Below are 21352 nucleotides of genomic sequence, written 5' to 3'. Positions count from 1 at the left end.
CGATCACCGAATACACATCGTTCGGTGTGGTCGGATCCGGACATTCGGACAGCCCGGGCAACTCCACGATCTCGGTGCCGAACAGTTGCAGCAGCTCTCGCACCTCTGCGACCTTGATCCGATTGGTCACCGCGCGCAGGCCGACGCCGTGTATCGCGCCGATAATGCGCAGCGCCTTGGCGGTATTGCCGCTCGATGCCTCGATGAGTGTCTGCCCGCTCGCGCGGATCTCGTCGAGATCGTCGCGGATCATGCCCCAGGCCACCCGGTCCTTGACCGAGCCGAAGGGATTGTGCGACTCCAGTTTCGCGTACAGCTCGACATTGGCCAGGCCGTGTACGGCCGGATCCAGCCGCAGCAGTGGCGTATTGCCGATCAGCTCGGTGATGTGGTCGTAGCGCATTACGGCGCTCCGGAGGGTCGGCGCGGCAGCGGACGACGCGGGCTGCGCGGGGGAGTGCGGCGCGGTGGTGGCAGACCGACGGGTATGAGCGGTTCGTAATCGGTATCGCGATAGACCTGAAAACTGCCCGCGCGATGCACGACAGCGAGCTTCGCTGGCAGTGCGTGCATCGACGCCGAGGCCGCGGACAGGTCCATGTGATAGGCGCCGGTATTCGGGAACACCACCAGATCGCCCTGACGTGGGCACTCGGGCAGCCACACCTTGTGATTGGTGATCAGGTCGCGCTCCAGGCACAGGCGTCCGGCGAAATACACACCGACCGGCCCGGATTCGACCACCGGACGCAAGGTCGGCATGGTGTCGGCGGCGCTGCGCAGCGGCGTCACGCCATCGCCAGGGATGGTGTTGCGGACAGGAGCGCTGCTCGGCATATGCGCGATACTCGGCAGGATCACCGGATCGACCATGACCTCCTGATCCGCTGGGGTCACCTGATCCCGGCTCAGATCCAGATTCACCAGCACCGTGCCATCTGCGAGTTCCTTGACGAACTCCACCCGTGACACTGTCACCCCCGCATGATCGACCAGAGCCTTACCCGGCTCCAACCAAATATCGAGCATATTGTCCCCGGCCACCTGGGCCACGGTGCGGCCACCGTGCCGCTCCAGCGGCGCGCCGAGCAGATCATTCAACATCGCCGTCGCGGGCACCGTGTTCGCGTACTTGTGGAAGACCGGAATCCCGTGCACCGCACCGTCATCCACGTGATAGCCGAACGTATTGTTCGACCAGCTCATCGATTCGCCACGACCGAGCAGCGATTCGCGCAGCGCCCGCACATACCCGTCGAAGCGGTCCGCGTCGGCGGTGAACACCTGTCGGAAGCCGCCGCCGATATTCAGCACCGATGGGCCGAGTCCGCGGTCGTAGGCGCGCTCGACCAGCTCGAGGCAAGCGTCGATGGCCCGGATGCGTTCCGCGGCGTCACCGGAGTCGATATGAAAGGCGAAGCCGAGGAACGCGATTCGCCGACGATTGGCCGACAGTAGATCCAGGGCTTGGTCCACATGGGCCAGCGGCACACCGAACCGGCTCACCGCCGTCTCGTCGAAACCGGAAACCCGCAGCAGGACCGGAACTCGCGCGCGGTCACCGGCCAATTCGGTGATCCGCCGCAGCTCCCACAAATTGTCGACATTGATGGTGACGCCGCAGTCGATCAGATCACGCAGGAACGCTTCACCTTTCGGCCCGGTCACCTCGATCCGCATCGGGCCGAATCCGGCCCCGATGGCACTGGCCAACTCCTGCGCAGAAGCGACATCGATGGCGATACCGGCATGTTCGGCGGTCCGCACCAAAGCGCGGGATTGATTCACCTTGTGCGCGTAGCAGATTCGGTAGCGTGCGCCCCTGCTGTCGAGCACGGCGCGCAACCGTTTCAGGTTCTCCGCGTAGACCTGCGGGAACACCAGGTGGGTCGGGGATCCGAAGCGAATCAGCGTCTCCTCGACGGCATCGCGGGTATCGAGATAGGCGCGCACCAGCGGATGGATCTTCGCGGGTAGCGCCGGTAGCGGTGCCGTCATACGGCGGTTTCCGTGGGCTGGGACCGCGGGGACGCCAGTGCGGTGCGCGCCGGTTTCTCGGCCACCGGGTTGTAGCCGCCGTCGCGGATCGACTCGAAGGCGCGGGCCCGATTGCGCGGACTGCGGAATTCGGCGACCACCCGTTTACTGGGCAGATCGATCTCGATCACCTTGATGCCCATCGTCTCCAGCACCCCGGTGATCGTGCGGACACAGTGCTGACAGCTCATATCCGGCACATAGAAGATCCGATCCTCGGCGCTGGCAGGCGCGTCGGCGGTCAGTTCGTCCGGCTCCGCACCGACCTCGGTGATCCGGATCCACTCGGCGAGCTGTTCGAAGATCTCGACGAATTTGTCCACCACCAGCGGCAACAGGTTGTAGTGCCCGCCGCCGAGGTGATGGGGCATGGCGGCCAGGCAAGAGGGACGGGTATTAGCGGGCAGCAGCGCGTACTGGCGGGAGATGAGATCGAGATCGTCATGATATTTCGCGATGGCCGCCTCGACGCTCAGTCCCTCGACCCGGGTCGCTCGCCGCATCACGGTGTGCGCGTCACCGATGGTGGCGTCCTTCATCGCGCGCAATGTCGCCACCGTGTCGGCGGTGTAGCGCACCGTGCCATCCGGTTGGGCGGCGAGCGTCACCGGGATCATGCCGCGCCGGTAGGTGGAGGCCTGCAGTTCCCAGAACCAGCGGGTGGCGACTGCTGAGAAGATGCCGGAATCGTGTATGCCCCTGGCGAATTCGGCCGCACTGCGATATTGCGTCTGACGCGCCAGCAGTGCGTGCTGGGCCAGTGCGCGTCCGGTGGCCTCGATGCCGACGCGGAAGATTTCGATCGGATCGTGATCGGTGGTGGTCCCGTCGAGCACTGCGTGTTCGCGCGGGCCGAGGTCGTCGACCCGTTGTGTCAGTGCGGAATTCGCGGCCAGGGCGCTCCACAGTACCAGCACGGTTTCGCGCATGGCGATGGGCACCAGCGGGCCGAGGCCGTCGGCGCGGAAGTGCCCGGTATTGGGGACGCCGTCGCTATCGGTCCAGGCGATGCGGTGCGTCGCGCTGGTGACCTGGGCGGGCTGGCACGGCCGCATGAACTGCTGCAGGTACAGCCGCTGCGAATAGGTGAGGTGACTGTCGGGCTCGGGACGCAGTGCGGCGCAGGTGTATTCGATATGTCGACTCGGCGGGATCGCGATCGCAGTGGCGAACAATCCGGGTTGGGCCAGGCCCGCCAGCACCCGGGACGCCGCCCGCCGGTCATAGCGCGGGGTGTCGTCCATTCTCATGTGACCTCCTCGGCAATCGTCTTGACGCAGGTCGCGAACCGGTCGATCTCCTCGACGGTGTTGTAGATATGCGTGCTGACCCGTACCGAGTCCGTGGCGTCGTCGCCAGCCCGGGGTGAGCAGTGTAAGCCGGTGCGGACCAGAAAACCCAACTCGCTCAATACGAATCCGAGATCGGTCGCGGAAATGCCCGCGAGCGTGAAGGACACGATGCCGTAGCCGATCGCGCACGGTGCGTGCGCCGGACCGGGCAGGAATTCCAGCCCGGGTACCGGCCGCAGATTGTCGATGAGCCGCAGCGTCAATTCGCGATTGTGCGCGGCGATCACACCGGGATCCAGCGATTCCAGCACCTCGAGTGCGCTGCCGAGAGCCAGGATGCCCGGAATGTTCTGGGTGCCGCCCTCGAGTAGTTCCGGCATGCCGGTCGAGGTCAATCCGGCGTCGGTGAGGTCGACACCGGTATTGCCACCAGGCAGGAACGGCAGCAGCTGATCGTGAACTCTGCGGTGGCAGTAGAGGATTCCGGTGCCAGGTGCGCCGAACATCTTGTGCGCGGCGAAGATCGCGAAGTCGGCGCCGAGTTCGGTCACGTCCAGCGGCATGTGCCCACCGCTCTGACTGCAGTCGAAGCACAGCAGAATCCGGGGATCGAGTTTGCCGCGCAACTCCTCGAGCGTGGTGAGTCCGCCGAAGACGTGGTGCAGATGGCTGGTGGTGATCAGCCGGGTGCGCGGCCCGACCTTGTCCAAGATGTCGGTGGTATCGGCTTCGCCGAGTTCGGTCACGCGGTAGGGAACCAGTTCGATGCGCCGCCCGAAGCGCGCGAGCACTTGGCGCAGATGGTGCCACGGATGCACATTCGAGGCGTGATCGCTTGGGTTGTAGAGGATTTCGTCACCGTCATCGAGTTCGGCCAGCCCCCAGGACAATGCGACGGCATTGAGCGCCGCGGTCGCGCCGCCGGTGAAGACCACCTCCGCGGGCGATTCGGCGCCGATGAAGGTCGCCATGCGATCCCGGACCCGGGCCAGGCGCGTGGTGAGATCGGTGGCCCACGGATAGGTTCCGCGACCGGCGTTGGCGGTACGCGAGGTGTGATAGCGGTGGATGGTCTCGATGACCGGCAGCGGCTTCTGCGTGGTGGCCGCGCTGTCGAGATAGATCTCCGTGGATTCGGCCAGCGCCGGAAAGAGTTCGCGCACGGTCGCGAGGGGCGGCGGCACCGGAATCCGCGGTGCGGACCGGGTGGTGGCCGGTCGGGCTGGGTGCGTCCCGGACGCAGGTGACCGCAAGGTGCCGCTCCCTCCGAGAACCGCGCTGGACGCCACCAACGATACGCACTTTCGGTGACGACTTCGAAGGATTCTCGTAGCCAACGGCTTTCGACAAGTCGCAGCTACCAAGGGCCCTGTCGCGGATATCCGCGGCAGTTCAGTACTGCCCCTGCACGTACTCGACCAGATGCTGACGTTCGGTGGCCAGTTCGGAGATCGCGCTCTTGACCACATCGCCGATGCTGACGATGCCGATCAGGCGGCCGTCACGGACCACGGGCAGGTGCCGGACGCGGTGCTCGGTCATGGTGCCGCGCAGTCCGTCGACCAGATCGTCGGGTGCGCAGGTTCGCACATCGACGGTCATGATCTCCGCGACGGGCGTATCGAGCAGCGCGGCGCCGCGCGCGTGCAGACTGCGCACCACATCGCGCTCGGAGACAATGCCGACGATCCGGCTGCCGTCCGGCGATACCACCACCGCCCCGATATTGTGCTCCGCGAGCGTGCCGAGCAGGGTCCGTACCGTGGTCTCGGGCGCGACGGTCGCCACGTCGCTGCCCTTCCTGTGCAAGATCTCCGCTATTCGCATAATCCACCATCCAGAGGTCGCGGCACTACTAGGATGACGCCTTTGTGATCTCGTGACCAGCACAAATCCGCATCAGGCTGCAATCTACAGCCGTCTGGCGACGCTGCGGTCCAGATCGCGCGCGAGCAGGGCGATGGCGGCCTGTGAAATGCCTGCCGAGGTGGCCAGATCGATCGAGGTCAGCTGAGCGATGCGGCGTAGCCGGTAATCGACGGTATTCGGGTGGACATAGAGCTGGCGCGCCGTGAGCTGGCGATTCATATCGTTGCCCAGGTAGGCGCGCATGGTGTCGAACAGTTCGGGATGGGCGTCGAGCGGATCGAGAATGGTCGCGATGCGTCGAGTGGCCGGGCCGCCCCGGGTGAGCTGGTACTCCACGGCGAGGTCCGCCATCTGGTACAGGCCGGGATTGCGTCCACCGACCCGCACCAGATTGAGTAGTTCATGGGCCTGATCGGCGGCGTCGGGTATCTGATCGGTCTCGCTGGTGACCAGCGTGGCGGTGAGCGCGACCTCGGCGGATTCGGCGAGCAGTCGCAATGTTTCGGCGGTCAGGACCGGTGCGTCGTCCTCGATCGGGACCAGTAGCGTGCCGCCCTTGGTGCTCAGCAGCGCGAGCACCCGGGATTTGAAGGCGGTGGCCAGTTCCGATTGCAGGCGGCGCAGTTTCCTGCGGGCGGCGACATGGCTGTCGACGCGTGGATCGCGCTCGTCCGGATGTTCGGGAATCGATAGCGCGACCACCTGGTACGAGTCGGCGATCGGGATGCCGGCCTGGCGGGCGAGCGCGGAACTGCCGCGACCGCTCAGCAGCGCCGAAGCCAGCGTCTGCGTCGCGGTCTGGTGTTCGCGCGCGACGAGATGCTGTTCCTCGACGTAGGCGTCCGAAACCGCCGCGGTGATCGCCTCCAGGAGTTCGAGCATGAGGTCGGTGGCGACCAGCAGTTCATCGATATCGTCGGCCTTGGCGCGCGCTGTCACCAACCCGAACGCGATGCGCAGCCCCTCGTGGTAGGCGCGCAGGATGGTGCCGAGCGGCACCGCCTCGCGGGCCCATTGCGCCGCCGCCTCCCTGACCTCGCCGAGCTGTTCCTCGCCGGGAACCGCGCGCTTGTCGAACATTTCGGCGGCCAATGCCAGGCAGCTGCGGGTCAGCTTGGTGACATCGCCGCGTAGCTGCTCGCCGGGCAGCGTGCGACACGGCGCCATACAGGTCGCGAAGTAACCGACCATGCGCGAGGCGACGCGGTCGGTATTGAGTAGGGGAATCGACGCGGGCTGGCCGCCGATCTCTAGGACAGGGTCCGTCGGGTCGACGGACAGATCCAGCGCGGAGAAAGTCATACGCGTCGCTCCAGTGCCACATCGGACGTGATAGATCTGCGCCCGAATCGTTGCATCACTATACGAAATGGTTATGAACCAGGGAAGACTACGCGAAATCTATTGCGGCGCGGCAACGTTGTGCATTGTCCACATGCGGGCCATGTGCCGTGGTGGGAAGCTCCAGCGCCCGGCGAGAACTATCGAAAATCCGTGACCAGCCGTCTTAACGTCGGCCTCGGGGTCGGCGACTGCGTGCGATCGGCCCGCGTCGTCGCGCCGCGCGTCCAGACGCGACAGTGCACGACGTCACCCTCCACGACGGCCGCGATCCGGACATGCCCGATCGGCTGACGACGATGTACTCGCCGCGCACGGTATCCATTGCGCTGCAAGCACTCGACCCGGCCGCACCTCCGAACCTGTTGTGCGCCTTGGACCCCCGGTTCATGGGCTGGGCAGCGGAATCTAGGCCGCGCCTTGCTGATTCCGCAGGTCGGAATCGATTACTACTGCGCCGCTGCGGATTTCGCGTTCGATCGCGATGGCGGCATAGTGCTGTCCGCTGGCGTGCAGTTCGGCGATGCGCCGCTGCAATGCTTCGGTGCCGTAGGCCGCGGCGATATCGGCGATCCCGAGTCGACCGGCAGCGCGTGGTGGATTCATGCGAATGCCCCCTGTGGCTCTGGCGCCGAGAGATCCCGGTGGCGACAGCGGCACGGGCTCTCGGGTGCGAAACTCCCTTGTCGCGCATGAGTTTAGAGCGGCGTGTCGTACAGATGCAAGTACATCTGTACGAACATCACTGCGTGCGAAGCGATTTGGGGCCGTGTCGGTGGAGCCGTTGGGGTCGAACGTTATTCGTCGTCGAGTCCGGCGGAGAGGTAGGCCGCGGCGGCAAGCCATTGGCGGCACTGCGGGCCGTGCACCTCGTGCAGGTGCAGGATCTCGCGGGCCTGCCGATAGGTGAGGCCGCGCGGTTCGACACCGCAATCGAGAGGCGCGTACTCCGGCGCCGAGCATTGCCGCAGGGTGTCGATCCCGGATCCGCCGGCGATCGTGGCCCCGCGCGGAGTTCGGAATGGCGTACTCATCTCGACCGCCCCTCGCGTCTGCGGATGGGGAGGTGGATGTGGTGACGCCGGCGCGAACTCCCTGCGTACCTCCCCGATTCTGGTTCCGAGTTTAGGCCGTCGGCACTTACAGATGCAAGTACATTTGCACGAACGACCAACAGAAATATGAACGGCGGTCGTCGACCGAGTGACCGATGACCGCCGTTGTGCCGCTTGCGCTTCAGGGCTTGCGCGCGACCGCGCCGAAGGCGGAGATCGGCCGGACCTCGCCGACCTCGGCGGCATCGGTGCGCCACTGGGTGATCGATACGAATCCGGGCTCGACAAGTTCCAAACCGTCGAATACGGCACGGATTTCGGCCTGGGGTCGGGGAACATAGGGTACGCCGCCGGTGCCGGTGTAGTTCTCACACAGCGTCACGTACTCCTTGCTGTCGTCGGTGCCGTCCCACATGACCAGGAAGCTGCCCGACGGCACCGCGGCGAGCACCGTGCGCACGATGCGCAGCAGCTCGTCGTAGGACTTGGCGTGGCCGAGGACGCCCATGAACATCACGCCGATCGGCTCATTGAAATTGAGCACGTTGCGGGCGTCGGCGATGATCTGCTCCGGATCGTGGTAATCGCAATCGACGTAAGTGGTTACGCCCTCGGGGGTCGTGCTGGTGAGCAGCGCCCGCGCCATGGTGAGGACCAGTGGATCGTTGTCGACATAGACGACCTTCGAGTCCGGCGCGACGCCCTGGGCGACTTCGTGGGTGTTCTGCATGGTCGGCAGGCCGGTGCCGATATCGAGGAACTGGCGGATGCCCTCCTCGCCCGCCAGGTAACGCACCGCGCGAAGGAGGAACTGGCGCGACTGCACGGCCATGGTGGTGATGTCCGGATCCACCTCGACCCCGGCATCACCGGCGATACGGTCGATTTCGTAATAATCCTTACCGCCCATCCAGTAGTTCCAGATGCGCGCGGAATGCGGGATGTCGGTCCGGATGAGCGGGGTTTGATCGTCGGACATGGGGGTGGACTCCTCGGCGAGCTGATAAACGGTGAACCGGACTGCTCAGGCGGCGGGTGTCGCGATTGGCTGGCACGGCCGATGTGCACTGTGACAGTACAAGATTCGCATCGACTCGACCTGCGGGATCGAGTAGTCGATCACGCATTTCGGGCGCGTCGCGCGCGGCCGCGTACAGCACTCGCGTAACGCGTTGAACAGGGGTCACGAAGGGGACCGGCAGGTCTGAATTCTTTTGTGCCGCATAGGGGAGCTTCGTGCTATCTTGCAGATGTAGGTGCAAATGCAAGAACGTTTGAGCGCACATCTGCAAAGCCGCTCGAGCGTACATCTCACACTGGAAGCAGCCGAGGAGTGGGGAAGATGTTCGACACCGGTACACCCAAGATCAAAGGCGCGTGGCGCAAGAGCTCGTTCAGCGGTCCGTCGGGCGGTAACTGCGTCGAGGTCGCCGAGGCGTCGGATGGTTCGATCGCCGTTCGCAATTCACGCGACCCGGAAGGTGGCATCCTGTTCTACACTCGACCGGAGATCGACGCGTTCGTGCGCGGCGCGAAGGCCGGGGAGTTCGACGACCTGACTAGCTGAGCGGTAACATAGGCGATCGGTGCGGTGTGTTTTCAAACGGGGTATTTGTGACACACTGTGGTCAAACCCGAGTATCGGAGATGACTTGATGATCGCAGAACCCGATGACGACGGTCGTGTGCAATCGGTTGTAGTGGAACGTGGTCCGACCGTATTGCGGATCGCGCTGGGCGGGCAGTTGCGTGACCTGCGGGTGAAGAATGGCATCACCCGTGAGGCCGCAGGTGACGCCATCCGCGGTTCACACGCCAAGATCAGTCGTCTCGAGTTGGGTCGCACCGGATTCAAGGAACGCGATATCCGCGACCTGCTGACCCTCTACGGCGTCAACGACGCCGAGGAGCGAGAGCGTTTCCTGGATCTGGCCAGGCAGGCGAACGAACCAGGCTGGTGGCACCGCTACAGCGATCTGCTGCCGTCCTGGTTCGGCACCTATCTCGGCTTGGAGCAGGCTGCGACCAAGATCCGCACCTACGAGGCGCACTTGGTGCCCGGGTTGCTGCAGACGCCCGAATATGCCAGGGCCGTAATGTCACTCGGGTACGAGGACGCCGATATGGACCGCCGCGTGCAGGTCCGTATCCGTCGGCAGGAGGTGCTGCGCCGAGCCGAACCGCCGATCATCTGGGCGATCATCGACGAGGCCGCGCTGCATCGGCCGGTCGGCGGGTCGCGGGTGCACCGCGAGCAGATGGAACACCTCATCGAACTGGCGGAACTCCCGAATGTCACGGTGCAGGTCCTGCCGTACTCGGCGGGCGAACACGCCGCTGCGGGTAGTTCGTTCAGCATCTTGCGTTTCGCCGAGACCGAGCTGCCCGACATCGTCTATCTCGAACATCTGACCAGTGCGCTGTATCTGGATCGGAAACAGGATCTGGCGCTGTACCTCTCGGTCATGGATCGCCTGAGTGTGCAAGCCGAGGCGCCAGGCGAGTCGCTGAAGATCCTCGCCGAATACGCCAAGAACGCCTGAATATCGCTATCGACCCGGCTTGTCCGGGTCGATAGTGCCTGTTTCGGCTGCGAACGCGTCCACTGCGGCGAGATCGAAATCGCCGTGGTCGCTGCCGAGTCCGCGGGCGACCAGTGCGGCGACCGCATTACCGAAGATCGCGGCGGCACGCAGATTCCGGCCCAGTGCGATCGCACGGATGAAACCGGCGGAGAAGGCATCACCGCACCCTGTGGTGTCGACGACGTCGACGGCGAACGCGGGAATGTCCTGATAGTTGTCGGGGCCGACGAGTAGGGTGCCGTCGGCGCCCCGCGTAACCGCCAGGATGCAAGCGCCCGCGTCCTTCAGCACCTCGCAACCGGCCACCAGGTCGGTGGTGCCGGTGAAGCCGAGCACCTGTTCGTCATTCGGGAGGAAGTAGTCGGTATGCGGGAGGACTTCGGCGATGGCGTCGAGGCTACCGAGTGCGCCGGGCGCGATCAGATCGACGGAGGTGCTGACGCCATTGTCCTTGGCGTGCCGCAGGATTCGCGCCGCATGTGCCGCACCGATCAGTTCCGGACCACCGAGGTGCAGATGGTCGGCGGCGGCGATCGCGGCCCAATCGACATCATCGAGGGTGTAGAACGGGTTGGCGCCCAACAGATGCAGGCTGGGACGCTCGCCATTGGGACGGACCGGCAGCACCGACGACGAGGTAGGTCGATCTTCCTTGCGCACAACCAGTTTCGTATCGATACCGGCCTTTGCGAGCAGCCCGAGCAGGATATCGCCGGAGGTGTCCGTGCCGATCGCACCCGCGGTCCGCACGCTCGCGCCGAGTTTGGCCAGTGTCAGCGCCGTACCCGCAGCCGTGCCCGCCGCGGTGACGCGGATGTCCTCGACCAGCGCGGTCTGCTGCCCGTCCGGTATGGCGGCGACGGGTCTGACGAGGATATCCAAAACATGTGCTCCCAAAGCGATTACGTTCATTCGGTGTCCTTCTTCAGCGGTTTGCGGGTGCCGTATCCGGTGCGCAGTGCCACCTCGACGACCGCGGCTTGCTGCTGTTCGGTGAGTTCGCGCGGCCTGCCGATCGTCATCGCGTCCAGATACAGCGCGCAGGCCCATTCCAGCAGCAGTGCGGATTCGACGGCCTGGTCCAGCGATGCGCCGATGGTGACCGCGCCGTGATTGGCCAGCAACGCGGACTGCTTGCCCCGCAACGCCGTTCGCACCGAATCCGCGAGTTCGACGGTGCCGAAGGGATGGAACGGGGCGACCCTAGTCGCACCGCCGAGCAGCAGCTGCTGGTAATGGATGACCGGCAGTTCGTCGAGCACACAGGCGATGGCCGTCGCCTTGGGCGCATGGGTGTGCACCACCGCCTGCGTGGCGTAGGTGCGATAGATATCGAGATGCAAACCCAATTCGGAGGTGGGCGCGTAGCGTCCCGCGACCACCTGACCCGCCAGGTCGACCACCGTGACATCGTCGGCGATGACCTCCGCCAGCACCGCGCCGGTGGCCGTGACGGCGACCAGATCACCGCAGCGCAGGCTCACATTGCCCGCGGTGCCGATCAGCAGCCCCTGTGCGGCCAAGCGCTGACAGGCCGCCGCTACCTCAGCGCGTTCGGTTGGTGCGATGGTGGTCATCCGGATACTCTACCCAAACCTGAATATGATTCACATTACGTTCGGAGGTAATCCTTGCCCATCCGTGCACTACCCGAGGCGGGCCTGCGTCGCGTGCCGATTCAGACGCGCAGCCGGGAGCGGTTGACGCGGGTGCTCGAGGTGGCCGATCGCCTGATCGCCACGGAGGGCGTCGAGGCGCTGACCATGATCAGAGTGGCTGCGGAGGCACGGATTTCGGTCGGCTCGCTGTACCAGTACCTCCCGGATCGCGAGGCCGTCATCGAAACCCTCGCCGCCGCGTATATCGAGCAATTGGAGGCCAAGGCCGCCCTGCTGCTCGAGCTCGCGCGCGCCGAGCACTGGGACGATCCGATCGGCGTCCTGGTGGACGCGTTCGCCCAGGTCTACCGGGACGAGCCCGGTTTCCGTGCGCTGTGGTTCGGCAAGGACTTCAACGAGGCCGCCCGGGCCGCCGATCGCGAGCACAAACGCCGGATGGCGGTGACGCTGCGGGAGGTCATGCTTGCCCAGGGCGCCGTCGCCGATATCGAAGGACTCGATATCGCCTGCCGCGCTGCCCATCTCATGGGCGATGCCGTCCTACAGGAGGCGTTCCGATCCGATCCCGACGGCGACCCGAATCTGTTGCGCGAGGCCAAGGTCGCACTGCGGGCCTATACGGCGCAGTGGGCATCGCCGACCGAGGCGTAACGCAATTCGGTTGCGCTGCTACATCATTGGATGCAGTGGTCGGTCCTCGCCGGTCACTGCTTGATGAAGCTGGAGGCGATGCGCCAGAAGGTCGCCGGTTGCAGGGTTTCGATGTCCCAATCGTCGGCCATCGCGTGCGCGGTGGTGACGATCCGGTCGATATCGAAATCATGTCGAGTGGCCGCACCGGTTGACTCGACGGCATCGATGACGAAAGCGACTGCGGTTTCTCGCGAGTACGCGGTACTGCGCTGTCCGCTTCGGGTCGACGGTGTGCTCATAGTTGTTATACCGTTCGCTGGCTGGTCGGCCAGTGCGGCTTCGGCGATTCCGAGCCGGCCGCCGTGAAGTGGTTGGTCCATTCGAACGCCCCTGACGTCTGGCGGCAGCAAACCCCTGGCGACATCGGCCCTTGGTTCACCCACGCGGCCTCCCCTGGTTGTCCCCTGTAATGCCTTGCGGGACTGAGTTTAGGTCGGTGTGCCTTTCATTTGCAAGCACATCTGCACGATCGATTGTGCCTTCGCAGTTGGGTTTTCGCACCTGCTAATCATCCGCGAACCGGCGCGGATGCGGGGGCTAATTCGGCGCGATCATTTCGCATTGATCACGACATCGGTGCTGTAGTGAACCTGAGTGCCCGGCTCCACATATCGGTCGGCGGCGCAGCGCCAGGCCAGGAAATGCTCGGTGAAACGATGCGCTTCGGCGGCCTCCTCATCGATATAGACCTGGTAGAGGAAAAACCGATGCGGATCAACCCGGTCGGCGCACACATCGAATCGCAGGCAACCGGGTTCCTCGCGCACCGATGCGGCGGCACTACGACTGACCACATCGAGGAATTCGCCACGGGATCCGGGTCGCAGCTTCAGGGAAGTGATACGGCTGAACACGGTTATGTTCTCCAATCTAGCGGCGAAAAATATCAATCGGTAAGTGCGGCACCGCCTTCGGCGACCGACTGGCTACCGATATCCGAGACCGCGCGTGTTACCGAAATGTCGCCTGCGACGAGCTCCAAAGTGCTGTGCGTGGTCTGTGACGCGTGCAGAATTTCGGCGAGGACGGCGGCGACGTCGGCCCGCGCGATGCTGCCGAAGGGCAGTGGCGGCGTGCTCAGCAAGACTCGGTCGGTCGCGGCGGTATCGAGCAGCCGACCGGGGCGCAGGATCGTCCAATCGAGATCGCGGGCGCGCAGATCGTCCTCGGCCTGGGTCTTGGCGTCGATATAGGCGGCCCAGACCTCATCGGTGCCCGGGGCGGGCGGCTTACCCGCACCCATCGTGGAGATCTGCACGAACCGCCGGACACCGGCCGCCTCGGCGGCATCGGCCAACAGCACCGAACCGCCCATGTCCACTGTGTACTTGCGGGCCGACCCGCTGCCCGCCCCGGCGCCCGCGGCGAAAATCACCGCATCGGAGCCCTTCACGACGGCGGCGAGCTCGGCCACCGTACTGTGCTCGAGATCGAAGACGACCGGTCGTGCGCCGGTGGCCGCGACCTCGTCCGCATGGTCGGCATTGCGGATCAGGCTCTCGACCTCGTCGCCGCGCTCGCTGAGTATTTCGCCGAGCAGTAGTGCGATCTTTCCGTGTCCGCCTGCGATGACGACTCGCATATGGGGGTCCTTTCAGGCCGTAGCGATTGCTTCCAGATCGCCCGAAATGGTCAGCGTTCGGGTCCTCCGGGATTACACGACGCCTGGACGGTGGCCTGATAGCCCACGGCCGGACGCCAGGGTTCCAGATTCCAGCTCTCCTTGTTGGGCTGCACCATGCGAGCCCAGACCCAGTGACAGACGAACTGGTCGCGCATACCGGGCGTATCGGCGTCGGGGGAGTACGTGAGCACCTCCCGCCACGCCCGTTCCTCGGTATCGGGGAAGGCTTCGCGCCGCCCGGCCTCGGTGGGGTAGACCCTCAGGCGAGCACCGTCGACGCCCTCGGTCCAGCTGGTGTGGTCGATGAGCGGCATACCGGCGTAGGGATCGACGCTGGGCAGCGCGGCAAGGGCAGTGGTGGATGCGGCCGCGGCGGTGGGGGTCGTCGTGGTCGTGGCTACGGCCGACGGTGTCTCCTCGGAGCCGCACGCCGCGACCGCCGGGACCAGCGCACCGCAGCACAGCAGCACCGCACCCCATCGTGCCCATTCGGTATTCCGCTGGGTCAACGTCGATCCTCCCGCATGATGTCCACCATCCGAGGGTAGTCATCGTGCGGCGGTGCAACAGCCATACCGAGATGTGGCCGCCCAGTGTTTACGGCAGTGACGGTTTACGGCAGTGAAGCCGCGGCCACGGTCAGTGCCACAGCGAGCGGCACGGCAGTCGGCGCAGTCCCGGTCGCACCTTGCTGTCCACTGTCACGGTGAGCCCAGCGTTGAGCGCGGCCGAAGTGAATTCGCAGGCCTCGGTCCGGGTAGCGGCGTACTCGAGCACGAGTGCGTCCTCGGCGGTCGGACCGTCGAAGTAGACGGTGACCCGGCGCGTCGGTGGATCCTGGATATCCATCGGATACACCGAGTCTCGCTCGGGGGAATCCGTTCCAGATTTCACAGTGCCGTCCATGCCACCGTCTCCTTCCGACCCGACTTGCCGCGTCGACAGTTGTGACGGTAAGTCGCCCACCATGGCGCGGAACATGGTCCGGCCGATGAGCTGGACATGTCACAGACACGACACCTCGCGATCGGAGACAGTCACGAAGGCGCCGGACCGCCGACCACGGTTCGAGCGCCCGAGAGTTGTGATTTCTCAAAACATTTCGCTTGCCCTTTGCCTTCGCGACAATCAGCGTCGACTATGTTCCCAACGTTGGACCAAACTCTCTCCCGGAGGCAATACGTCGATGAGACAGGCCCTGCGTAGACCGATTCGCGCAGTCGGCGCCGTGATTCGAGCGACCGGCAAACAGTCGCTGGCCATGACGATCGGTCTGCTGATGGTGCTGACGGCGGCGGCAGGCGCCGCCCACGCCACACCTCTGTATCCCGCCCCTGATCCCGACCCCTTTTACGCGACCCCGCCCGATTTGGCGGATAAGAAACCCGGTGATGTGATCGCGACGCGGGTGATGCCCCCGCTGGCGATCTTCCCGGATACCACCGTCACCGTCGTGCGCTTCCGTTCCACCAGCTCCGAAGGTCAGCCGATCGCGGCGACCACCACGGTGCTCACTCCGAAGGCACACGCTCCCGACGGCCCCTTGCTCTCCTATCAGCACATCATCAATGGCCTCGGCGCCGAGTGCTCGGTATCGCGGGTGCTCTACACCGGCGATCCGAACCTCATCGTCCGAGAGGCGCCGGGCTGGAATGTGCTGCTCTCGCGCGGCTGGAGTGTCGCGCTGCCGGACCACCTCGGTCCGAATTTCGCATACGGCGCGGCCAAATTGGGCGGCATGATCACCCTTGACGGCATCCGGGCGGTGAAGCAGGTCGCCGAATTGCAGGTGCGCAAGAGCCCGGTCTCGATGATCGGATACTCCGGCGGCGGCATGGCTACCGCATGGGCGGCCGCGCTGGCGCCGAAGTACGCGCCGGACGTGGAGATCGCCGGGGCCGCGATGGGCGGTGTGCCGATGAATCTGGTGACCATGCTGGAGACCCTCGGCCTCAACTCGCATCCGGTCTTCGGGCTCGCCCTGGCGGCCGGACTCGGCCTGGAGCGGGAGTATCCCGACCGCTTCCCGCTCAGTGACCAACTCAACGAGCGCGGCCTCGCCGCACGGACCGCGATCGCCAATAGCTGCACCAATGACATCCTGGCCGCGGGCGCGGGGCGCGGGGCACTGGACTTCGCGAAGTCGACCTCGATGATCAACGATGCCACCGCACGCGCGGTGGTCGAGGAGAACAGCCTCGAACTCTACGACGGCGTGCCGAAAACGCCGATCTTCGAATGGCATTCGCCGATCGACGGACTCATTCCCGTCGATGCGGTGGTGAATACCGATAAGCGCTGGTGCGCGGCCGGGGCGCGGGTGCAGTCCGAGCAGATCCCGGTACCCGACCATCTCACCGCGGCGGTCCTGGGCATTCCGGCGGCGCTGAACTGGTTGGACGCGCGATTCCGAGGGGAGGTAGCGCCGAGCAACTGTTGAGAATTCGGTGACAGAGCCGGATCCGCATTGCCGGACAAGCGGATTCGGCTCGGATTGTTGCGATTCGGCGACGTGACACACACAACTCGGGCACGGCGGGGTATCCGCGCGAGTTCCCTCGGTTAGCCTGACTTTCTGGCCTCGGCACTCAGGGGCATTTCGGGGGTCGAAGGCACCAAAAAACCCGGGCGCCAGGGAAACCCGACGTCGCACCCTGGGGCGTGTGCCAATGAAGTGCCTGCGTGTCATCGTTTTCGTGCTGTTGCTTGTGTGTCCGGTCGCGATGGGGGAGGCGTCGGCCGAACCGCCGCCCGCTGTTCCCGGCCTGCCCGCGTTGCCGATTCCGGCCGATGCCAGTTCGATACTGCCGGATCTGCAGCAGTGGATCGATAGCGTCATCCCGCCGCCACCGATCGCTGTCGGGCCACATTTCTCCGGTCCCATGCAGGAGGCAACCACCCTGTCCCCGGCGCTGGCCGCCCTGCGCCAGGCTACGGCGCCGAGCGCCATCGGTGATCCGGCCTTCGATGCGTGGCCGGTGAATCTCAGCGATTACGCGCCCGGCGAGCTGGTGGAGGTGCGCGATGTCAGCGCGACGGCCGCGCCGCTGGTGTTGGTGCCGATTCGGCAGGCGCTGCTGCTGAAATACCGCACCACCGATTCGCGTGACGCGGCCTCGTATGCCACCGCGACATTGATCATTCCGGCCACCGCATGGCCCGGTCCGGGCAGCCGACCGGTCGTGGTGAACAACCTCCCGATCGATGCGCTGGGCCGGGACTGCACCCCCGGCTACACCTTCTCGCACGGGTGGTCACGCAATACCAGTATCACCGACTTCCTGCCGCCGACAACCCAATTGGCCGCACTGCGCGGATACGCGGTGCTGATTCCGGATCACGAGGGACCGTGGATGGCCTATGCGGAGCCGTACGTCGCCGGACATGCTGTGCTCGATGCCATCCGAGCGGTGCGTGGATTGCGCCCCGGCGAATTCGGCGATAGCCGATTCGGTATGACCGGATACTCCGGCGGTGCCATCGCCACCAAGGGTGCGGTGAAGCTGATCGACAGCTACGCCCCGGAATTGGCCGGATCGATCGTCGGTGCCGCGCTCGGCGGTGTACCCGCCGACTACGAAATCCTCGGGCGCAGCATGAACGGCAACCTCGCCTCGGGGGTCTTCCTGGCCGCGACCTTCGGCGTCGGCCGGGAGCGTCCGGAGATCCTGGCCAGCATGAACAACCTGGCGCAGTGGGCGGCAACGTCACCGCTGAAAGACCTGTGCGGCAGCGTATTCGGCGCGGTCGGGTTGTTGATGCTGCCGATCGATATCGCCGCCAAGATTCCGGATCCGCTGCACTCCGAGGTCGCCACCGAGATCTATGACGTGACGCGCATGACGGGCATGAAGTCCGCGACACCGCTCTACATCTACAACGGTGAGCAGGAATTCTGGATTCCGGCCGAGGGTGCGCGCAACCTCTACCAGGAGCAGTGCGGCCTCGGTGTCTCGGCGGTGTATCGCAGTGTCCTCGGTGAACACATCATCGCAGGCGGGCTCGGCTATCCGGACGCAATGATCTGGCTGGATCAGCGCCTGCAGGGGATGCCAGCGCCCGATGAATGTTGAGAGAATTATGGCGGTCAGCTATTAGTGTTGCAACTGGTACCCGGGGTGCGATTTATGACACGTGACGGTTTTGAGTGGATCTGAACAAGCTAGCGCGATGGTGGGGCGCCACTATCGGATGTCCGACCATTACGAGGTCGGGCGGGAGAAGATCCGCGAATTCGCCCGGGCGGTTCGCGGCGTCCATCCCGCACACTATTACGAGGAGGCGGCGTGGGAACTCGGCTACGACGGGCTCGTCGCACCACCCACCTTCTCCTCGGTCATCTGGCTGCTGCTCCAGCGCAAGATGTTCGATTCGGTGCTGACCGGCTACGACATCAGCCAGGTGCTGCACACCGAGCAGAGCATCCGGGCGCACCGGCCGCTCGTCGCCGGTGATCAACTGCGCTGCGATACCTGTGTCGAATCGTTCCGGCAGTTCGGCGACATGGACTTCATGGTCATCCGGAGTCTGCTCACCAACCAGTACAAGGAATTGCTGCAGACCGCGCACACCACAGTGGTGGCCCACACCGGCGCCGACGTCGCCACCGAACTGCTCACTGCGGTCGACGGCGTCATCATGAGCGGCGAGTCGCTGAGCCAACGGCAGGGCGCGACCCGGCGACCGGAGCACGCGTTGGACGGCGGTGTCGTCGAATGCTTCGACGAAATGTTGCCGGAGGGGAGTGTGGACGAGCCACCGGTGCGGGTGCCGTGCGGCATCGAGTTCGACGAGGTTCGGGTCGGTGCCGAACTGCCCGCCCGCGTCGTACCGCTCTCGCGCGGTGATCTGGTGAATTACGCTGGGGTATCGGGTGATTCGAATCCGATCCATTTCAGCGAGCATGTCGCGGTCGCCGCGGGACTGCCCGGTGTGGTCTCGCACGGCCTGCTGACCATGGGCCTCGGCGCGAGCTATCTCACCGACTGGCTCGGCGATCCGGCCGCGATCACCGAATACGGTGTGCGCTTCGCCGGATTCGCCCCGGTCTCGGCGACCCGGCAGGGCGAGATCGAATTCCGCGGGCGGGTCAAGTCATTGGATCCGGATCGCCGTGCGGCGACCATCGCGCTCACCGCGATCTGCGACGGTCGCAAGCTGTTCGGCCGGGCCAGTGCGGAGGTGCTGCTGCGCTGAACCGAAGATATTGGGGAGTGTCCTTGCAGATGTACGAATACTTGTGGAAATAGGGCATTTTGGTTCTAGAGAGTCGCGGCTATTTCATGGCAGACTCATCGAATGCGTGCTTCGGAAGTGCGACATTCATTTTCCGGCAAGAACCCTGCTGCCGACGGTGGACCGACCGTGCTGCGGATGATGCTCGGCAGCCGGATGCGACGGTTGCGCGAGTCCTGTGACATCTCCCGCGAAGATGCGGGCGAGGCGATCCGCGGTTCGCATTCCAAGATCAGCCGACTCGAATTGGGACGCACCGGTTTCCGGGAACGCGATCTACTCGATCTGCTCACGCTCTACGGGGTCACCGACCCGGATGAGCGCGAGGAGTTCAGGGAGCTCGCGCGCCAGGCCAATGCCTCGGGCTGGTGGCATCGCGACAGCGATTGGTTGCCGAAGTGGTTCGACACCTATCTCGGACTAGAGCAGGCCGCCAAGCTGATCCGCGGCTATGAGCCGAGGGCGGTACCGGAACTGCTGCAGACCGCGGACTATGCGCGGGCATTGCTGGCCATGGCGCATCCGGCCGAATCGGCGGAGGGGATCGCACGACGGGTCGCGCTGCGGTTGCGCCGTCAAGAGATCTTGCGTCGGCCGCATCCGCCGCAGCTGTGGCTGATCGTCGAGGAGGCCGCGCTGCGCCGACCGATCGGCGGGTCGACGGTATGGCGGGCCCAGCTCGAACATTTGCTGCGCATAGCCGAGGAGCCGCACGTCACGGTGCAGGTGCTGCCCGATCATGTCGGCGGTCCGGCGTTGGCCGACGGTGCATTCACCATGTTGCGCTTCACCGAAGCCGATCTCCCCGACATCGTCTATCTGCAGCAACTCACCAGTGCGCTGTATCTGGACAAGACCGCCGACCTCGACGCGTATCGCGCGGTGGCCAATCAACTATCGGTGCATGCCGCGCCGCCCGAGTACACCCCCGGATTGCTGCGCGCCCTGTGCGAACGGCACCCGGAGACGCTCGATCACCCGGCCGCGTCCGGCGATTCGCGGTGATGCGCCGAAAACGATAAGCGGGACAATCGAACTCGGCGTGGTGCGCTGCCCTCCCGGGTTCGTCAAGTGCGTACGGTGGGATGCCGGGTCTCATACGATAGGAACCGCACAGGTCCAGTGGACGAAGGTGTTGACAATGACCGACGACGCTGCGCCCCCAACTCGGCTCGACCGGGAAATCGATCAGAGCAAACCGAGTATCGCCAGGGTCTATGACTATCTGCTCGGCGGTAAGGACAACTACCTGGTCGACCAGGAGATCGGTGATCACTTCAAGCTGAACCTGCCCGGTTCGGTGGCGATCGCCTTCACCAGCAGGCAGGCGCTGATCCGCGGGGTGCGTGATATGGCGCGTGCGGGGATGCGGCAGTTCATCGACTTCGGCAGTGGTCTGCCGACCGCCGACAATGTGCATCAGGTCGCGAAACGGCACACCGCCGACGCCCGGGTGGTCTACGTCGACAATGATCCGATCGTGCTCGCGCACGGTCGCGCGCTGCTGGCTACCGATAAGAACACCACGGTGATCCAGGCCGACGCTCGCGATCCCAAATCGATCCGCGATCATCCGGATGTCGCGCGGCTGATCGATTTCGACCAGCCCGTCGGCGTCATCTTCAGTTCGATCCTGCACCACTTCAACGACGACGAGGATCCGGCCGCCGTGGTGCGATTCTGGAACGACCAGATTCCTTCCGGCAGTCACGTATTGATCACGCACTTCCGATCCGGGCACAATCCGGAGACCACCGCGGCCGAACAGAAGCTGCAGGCCACCTTCGGCCGCGGCCGCTGGCGCGATACCGAGGAGATCCGCGATCTGTTCGGCGACCTCGAAATCCTCGAACCCGATATCGTCCCGTCGGCGCAGTGGCGACCGGACGTGGGCGCCGGTGACGCGGCGTCGGTCGGCAGTTCCGGGCGCGAGCTCACCGTCTGGGAGCAGCTCATCGTCACCGCGCTGGCACGCAAGCCCTGATACGAATCACACCGAACT

24 protein-coding genes are annotated in these 21352 nt (G+C 65.0%); 8 read left to right on the top strand and 16 right to left on the bottom strand.

What is annotated here, in order from left to right; genetic code table 11:
* From NP3_RS10825 to NP3_RS10785, 9 genes are all read right to left on the bottom strand, one after another.
* The coding region (locus tag NP3_RS10825) for a pyridoxal-phosphate dependent enzyme (RefSeq protein WP_157124248.1) at nucleotides 1–403 on the bottom strand (403 nt) is incomplete at its 3' end.
* Nucleotides 403–1998 carry a type III PLP-dependent enzyme domain-containing protein gene (locus NP3_RS10820; RefSeq protein WP_084508429.1) on the bottom strand — a complete coding sequence of 532 codons (1596 nt, stop codon included), beginning with the start codon at nucleotides 1996–1998 and terminating at the stop codon, nucleotides 403–405. The genes NP3_RS10825 and NP3_RS10820, both read right to left, overlap by 1 nt.
* Nucleotides 1995–3287 carry a heavy-metal-associated domain-containing protein gene (locus tag NP3_RS10815; RefSeq protein ID WP_063040242.1) on the bottom strand — a complete coding sequence of 431 codons (1293 nt, stop codon included), beginning with the start codon at nucleotides 3285–3287 and terminating at the stop codon, nucleotides 1995–1997. Before NP3_RS10815 ends, NP3_RS10820 begins: the two co-directional genes overlap by 4 nt.
* Nucleotides 3284–4513: an aminotransferase class V-fold PLP-dependent enzyme gene (locus NP3_RS10810; RefSeq protein WP_245720885.1), complete on the bottom strand. Its 1230-nt coding sequence runs from the start codon at nucleotides 4511–4513 to the stop codon at nucleotides 3284–3286. Before NP3_RS10810 ends, NP3_RS10815 begins: the two co-directional genes overlap by 4 nt.
* A 208-nt stretch (nucleotides 4514–4721) precedes the next feature.
* Entirely contained in the window at nucleotides 4722–5156 is a 435-nt protein-coding gene (locus NP3_RS10805) for a CBS domain-containing protein (RefSeq protein WP_063040240.1), read from the bottom strand.
* Nucleotides 5157–5240: 84 nt separating this feature from the next.
* Nucleotides 5241–6500, bottom strand: coding sequence for a PucR family transcriptional regulator (locus NP3_RS10800; protein WP_063040239.1), 1260 nt, complete (start codon nucleotides 6498–6500; stop codon nucleotides 5241–5243).
* 447 nt (nucleotides 6501–6947) lie between these two features.
* Nucleotides 6948–7145, bottom strand: coding sequence for a hypothetical protein (locus NP3_RS10795; protein WP_063040237.1), 198 nt, complete (start codon nucleotides 7143–7145; stop codon nucleotides 6948–6950).
* 191 nt (nucleotides 7146–7336) lie between these two features.
* Nucleotides 7337–7573, bottom strand: a complete 237-nt coding sequence (locus NP3_RS10790) for a hypothetical protein (protein ID WP_063040235.1) — start codon at nucleotides 7571–7573, stop codon at nucleotides 7337–7339.
* Between the two features lie 202 nt (nucleotides 7574–7775).
* Nucleotides 7776–8573 carry an SAM-dependent methyltransferase gene (locus tag NP3_RS10785; RefSeq protein ID WP_063040233.1) on the bottom strand — a complete coding sequence of 266 codons (798 nt, stop codon included), beginning with the start codon at nucleotides 8571–8573 and terminating at the stop codon, nucleotides 7776–7778.
* A 363-nt stretch (nucleotides 8574–8936) separates the two neighbouring features.
* Here NP3_RS10785 and NP3_RS10780 point away from each other — a divergent pair, with 363 nt between their 5' ends.
* Together NP3_RS10780 and NP3_RS10775 are read left to right on the top strand one after the other, a co-directional pair.
* Nucleotides 8937–9161, top strand: coding sequence for a DUF397 domain-containing protein (locus NP3_RS10780; protein WP_085998535.1), 225 nt, complete (start codon nucleotides 8937–8939; stop codon nucleotides 9159–9161).
* A gap of 88 nt (nucleotides 9162–9249) precedes the next feature.
* The gene (locus tag NP3_RS10775) at nucleotides 9250–10137 is read left to right on the top strand and encodes a Sco1979 family transcriptional regulator (RefSeq protein WP_063040232.1); all 888 of its coding nucleotides are present in this window, start codon (nucleotides 9250–9252) and stop codon (nucleotides 10135–10137) included.
* 6 nt (nucleotides 10138–10143) lie between these two features.
* Here the strand turns inward: NP3_RS10775 and NP3_RS10770 are convergent, their stop codons facing one another.
* Nucleotides 10144–11091: a carbohydrate kinase family protein gene (locus tag NP3_RS10770; RefSeq protein ID WP_063040231.1), complete on the bottom strand. Its 948-nt coding sequence runs from the start codon at nucleotides 11089–11091 to the stop codon at nucleotides 10144–10146.
* Nucleotides 11088–11756 carry a class II aldolase/adducin family protein gene (locus NP3_RS10765; protein WP_063040230.1) on the bottom strand — a complete coding sequence of 223 codons (669 nt, stop codon included), beginning with the start codon at nucleotides 11754–11756 and terminating at the stop codon, nucleotides 11088–11090. Before NP3_RS10765 ends, NP3_RS10770 begins: the two co-directional genes overlap by 4 nt.
* A gap of 54 nt (nucleotides 11757–11810) precedes the next feature.
* On the opposite strand from NP3_RS10765, the gene NP3_RS10760 reads away from it, so the two are divergent.
* On the top strand, nucleotides 11811–12449 hold the full coding sequence (locus tag NP3_RS10760) for a TetR/AcrR family transcriptional regulator (protein WP_063040229.1): 639 nt from the start codon (nucleotides 11811–11813) through the stop codon (nucleotides 12447–12449).
* 53 nt (nucleotides 12450–12502) lie between these two features.
* On the opposite strand, the gene NP3_RS10755 is transcribed toward NP3_RS10760, so the two are convergent.
* The 5 genes from NP3_RS10755 to NP3_RS10735 all read right to left on the bottom strand — a co-directional run bounded on the left by NP3_RS10755 (nucleotide 12503) and on the right by NP3_RS10735 (nucleotide 15021).
* On the bottom strand, nucleotides 12503–12730 hold the full coding sequence (locus NP3_RS10755) for a hypothetical protein (RefSeq protein WP_063040265.1): 228 nt from the start codon (nucleotides 12728–12730) through the stop codon (nucleotides 12503–12505).
* Between the two features lie 312 nt (nucleotides 12731–13042).
* The gene (locus NP3_RS10750; RefSeq protein WP_040700936.1) at nucleotides 13043–13345 is read right to left on the bottom strand and encodes a putative quinol monooxygenase; all 303 of its coding nucleotides are present in this window, start codon (nucleotides 13343–13345) and stop codon (nucleotides 13043–13045) included.
* A 32-nt stretch (nucleotides 13346–13377) separates the two neighbouring features.
* The gene (locus NP3_RS10745; protein ID WP_063040228.1) at nucleotides 13378–14073 is read right to left on the bottom strand and encodes an SDR family oxidoreductase; all 696 of its coding nucleotides are present in this window, start codon (nucleotides 14071–14073) and stop codon (nucleotides 13378–13380) included.
* A 50-nt stretch (nucleotides 14074–14123) separates the two neighbouring features.
* Nucleotides 14124–14624: a DUF2599 domain-containing protein gene (locus tag NP3_RS10740; protein ID WP_063040226.1), complete on the bottom strand. Its 501-nt coding sequence runs from the start codon at nucleotides 14622–14624 to the stop codon at nucleotides 14124–14126.
* Between the two features lie 130 nt (nucleotides 14625–14754).
* Nucleotides 14755–15021, bottom strand: a complete 267-nt coding sequence (locus NP3_RS10735) for a hypothetical protein (RefSeq protein WP_245720884.1) — start codon at nucleotides 15019–15021, stop codon at nucleotides 14755–14757.
* A gap of 355 nt (nucleotides 15022–15376) precedes the next feature.
* Here NP3_RS10735 and NP3_RS10730 point away from each other — a divergent pair, with 355 nt between their 5' ends.
* The 5 genes from NP3_RS10730 (at nucleotide 15377) to NP3_RS10710 (ending at nucleotide 21334) form a co-directional block, all read left to right on the top strand.
* Complete coding sequence (locus tag NP3_RS10730) at nucleotides 15377–16555, top strand: lipase family protein (protein ID WP_063040261.1); 1179 nt, start codon at nucleotides 15377–15379, stop codon at nucleotides 16553–16555.
* 229 nt (nucleotides 16556–16784) lie between these two features.
* Nucleotides 16785–18188, top strand: a complete 1404-nt coding sequence (locus tag NP3_RS10725) for a lipase family protein (RefSeq protein ID WP_063040224.1) — start codon at nucleotides 16785–16787, stop codon at nucleotides 18186–18188.
* A 97-nt stretch (nucleotides 18189–18285) separates the two neighbouring features.
* Nucleotides 18286–19311, top strand: coding sequence for a fused (3R)-hydroxyacyl-ACP dehydratase subunits HadA/HadB (locus NP3_RS10720; protein ID WP_063040222.1), 1026 nt, complete (start codon nucleotides 18286–18288; stop codon nucleotides 19309–19311).
* Nucleotides 19312–19413: 102 nt separating this feature from the next.
* Complete coding sequence (locus NP3_RS10715) at nucleotides 19414–20355, top strand: Sco1979 family transcriptional regulator (RefSeq protein WP_063040220.1); 942 nt, start codon at nucleotides 19414–19416, stop codon at nucleotides 20353–20355.
* 136 nt (nucleotides 20356–20491) lie between these two features.
* Nucleotides 20492–21334, top strand: coding sequence for an SAM-dependent methyltransferase (locus NP3_RS10710; protein ID WP_063040218.1), 843 nt, complete (start codon nucleotides 20492–20494; stop codon nucleotides 21332–21334).
* The last annotated feature ends 18 nt before the right edge of the window (nucleotides 21335–21352 follow it).

It is taken from the genome of Nocardia pseudovaccinii NBRC 100343 (assembly GCF_001613225.1).
In the GTDB taxonomy this organism is placed as follows: Bacteria; Actinomycetota; Actinomycetes; order Mycobacteriales; family Mycobacteriaceae; genus Nocardia; species Nocardia pseudovaccinii.
This window is presented reverse-complemented; position numbering and strand designations above follow the sequence as displayed.

Bases quoted from the DNA above. Each gene is read 5' to 3' on its own strand.
- NP3_RS10820 (WP_084508429.1), bottom strand. From the start codon at position 1,998: ATGACGGCACCGCTACCGGCGCTACCCGCGAAGATCCATCCGCTGGTG.
- NP3_RS10815 (WP_063040242.1), bottom strand. From the start codon at position 3,287: ATGAGAATGGACGACACCCCGCGCTATGACCGGCGGGCGGCGTCCCGG.
- NP3_RS10805 (WP_063040240.1), bottom strand. From the start codon at position 5,156: ATGCGAATAGCGGAGATCTTGCACAGGAAGGGCAGCGACGTGGCGACC.
- NP3_RS10800 (WP_063040239.1), bottom strand. From the start codon at position 6,500: ATGACTTTCTCCGCGCTGGATCTGTCCGTCGACCCGACGGACCCTGTC.
- NP3_RS10795 (WP_063040237.1), bottom strand. From the start codon at position 7,145: ATGAATCCACCACGCGCTGCCGGTCGACTCGGGATCGCCGATATCGCC.
- NP3_RS10790 (WP_063040235.1), bottom strand. From the start codon at position 7,573: ATGAGTACGCCATTCCGAACTCCGCGCGGGGCCACGATCGCCGGCGGA.
- NP3_RS10785 (WP_063040233.1), bottom strand. From the start codon at position 8,573: ATGTCCGACGATCAAACCCCGCTCATCCGGACCGACATCCCGCATTCC.
- NP3_RS10780 (WP_085998535.1), top strand. From the start codon at position 8,937: ATGTTCGACACCGGTACACCCAAGATCAAAGGCGCGTGGCGCAAGAGC.
- NP3_RS10775 (WP_063040232.1), top strand. From the start codon at position 9,250: ATGATCGCAGAACCCGATGACGACGGTCGTGTGCAATCGGTTGTAGTG.
- NP3_RS10770 (WP_063040231.1), bottom strand. From the start codon at position 11,091: ATGAACGTAATCGCTTTGGGAGCACATGTTTTGGATATCCTCGTCAGA.
- NP3_RS10765 (WP_063040230.1), bottom strand. From the start codon at position 11,756: ATGACCACCATCGCACCAACCGAACGCGCTGAGGTAGCGGCGGCCTGT.
- NP3_RS10755 (WP_063040265.1), bottom strand. From the start codon at position 12,730: ATGAGCACACCGTCGACCCGAAGCGGACAGCGCAGTACCGCGTACTCG.
- NP3_RS10745 (WP_063040228.1), bottom strand. From the start codon at position 14,073: ATGCGAGTCGTCATCGCAGGCGGACACGGAAAGATCGCACTACTGCTC.
- NP3_RS10735 (WP_245720884.1), bottom strand. From the start codon at position 15,021: ATGGACGGCACTGTGAAATCTGGAACGGATTCCCCCGAGCGAGACTCG.
- NP3_RS10730 (WP_063040261.1), top strand. From the start codon at position 15,377: ATGACGATCGGTCTGCTGATGGTGCTGACGGCGGCGGCAGGCGCCGCC.
- NP3_RS10725 (WP_063040224.1), top strand. From the start codon at position 16,785: ATGAAGTGCCTGCGTGTCATCGTTTTCGTGCTGTTGCTTGTGTGTCCG.
- NP3_RS10720 (WP_063040222.1), top strand. From the start codon at position 18,286: ATGGTGGGGCGCCACTATCGGATGTCCGACCATTACGAGGTCGGGCGG.
- NP3_RS10715 (WP_063040220.1), top strand. From the start codon at position 19,414: ATGCGTGCTTCGGAAGTGCGACATTCATTTTCCGGCAAGAACCCTGCT.
- NP3_RS10710 (WP_063040218.1), top strand. From the start codon at position 20,492: ATGACCGACGACGCTGCGCCCCCAACTCGGCTCGACCGGGAAATCGAT.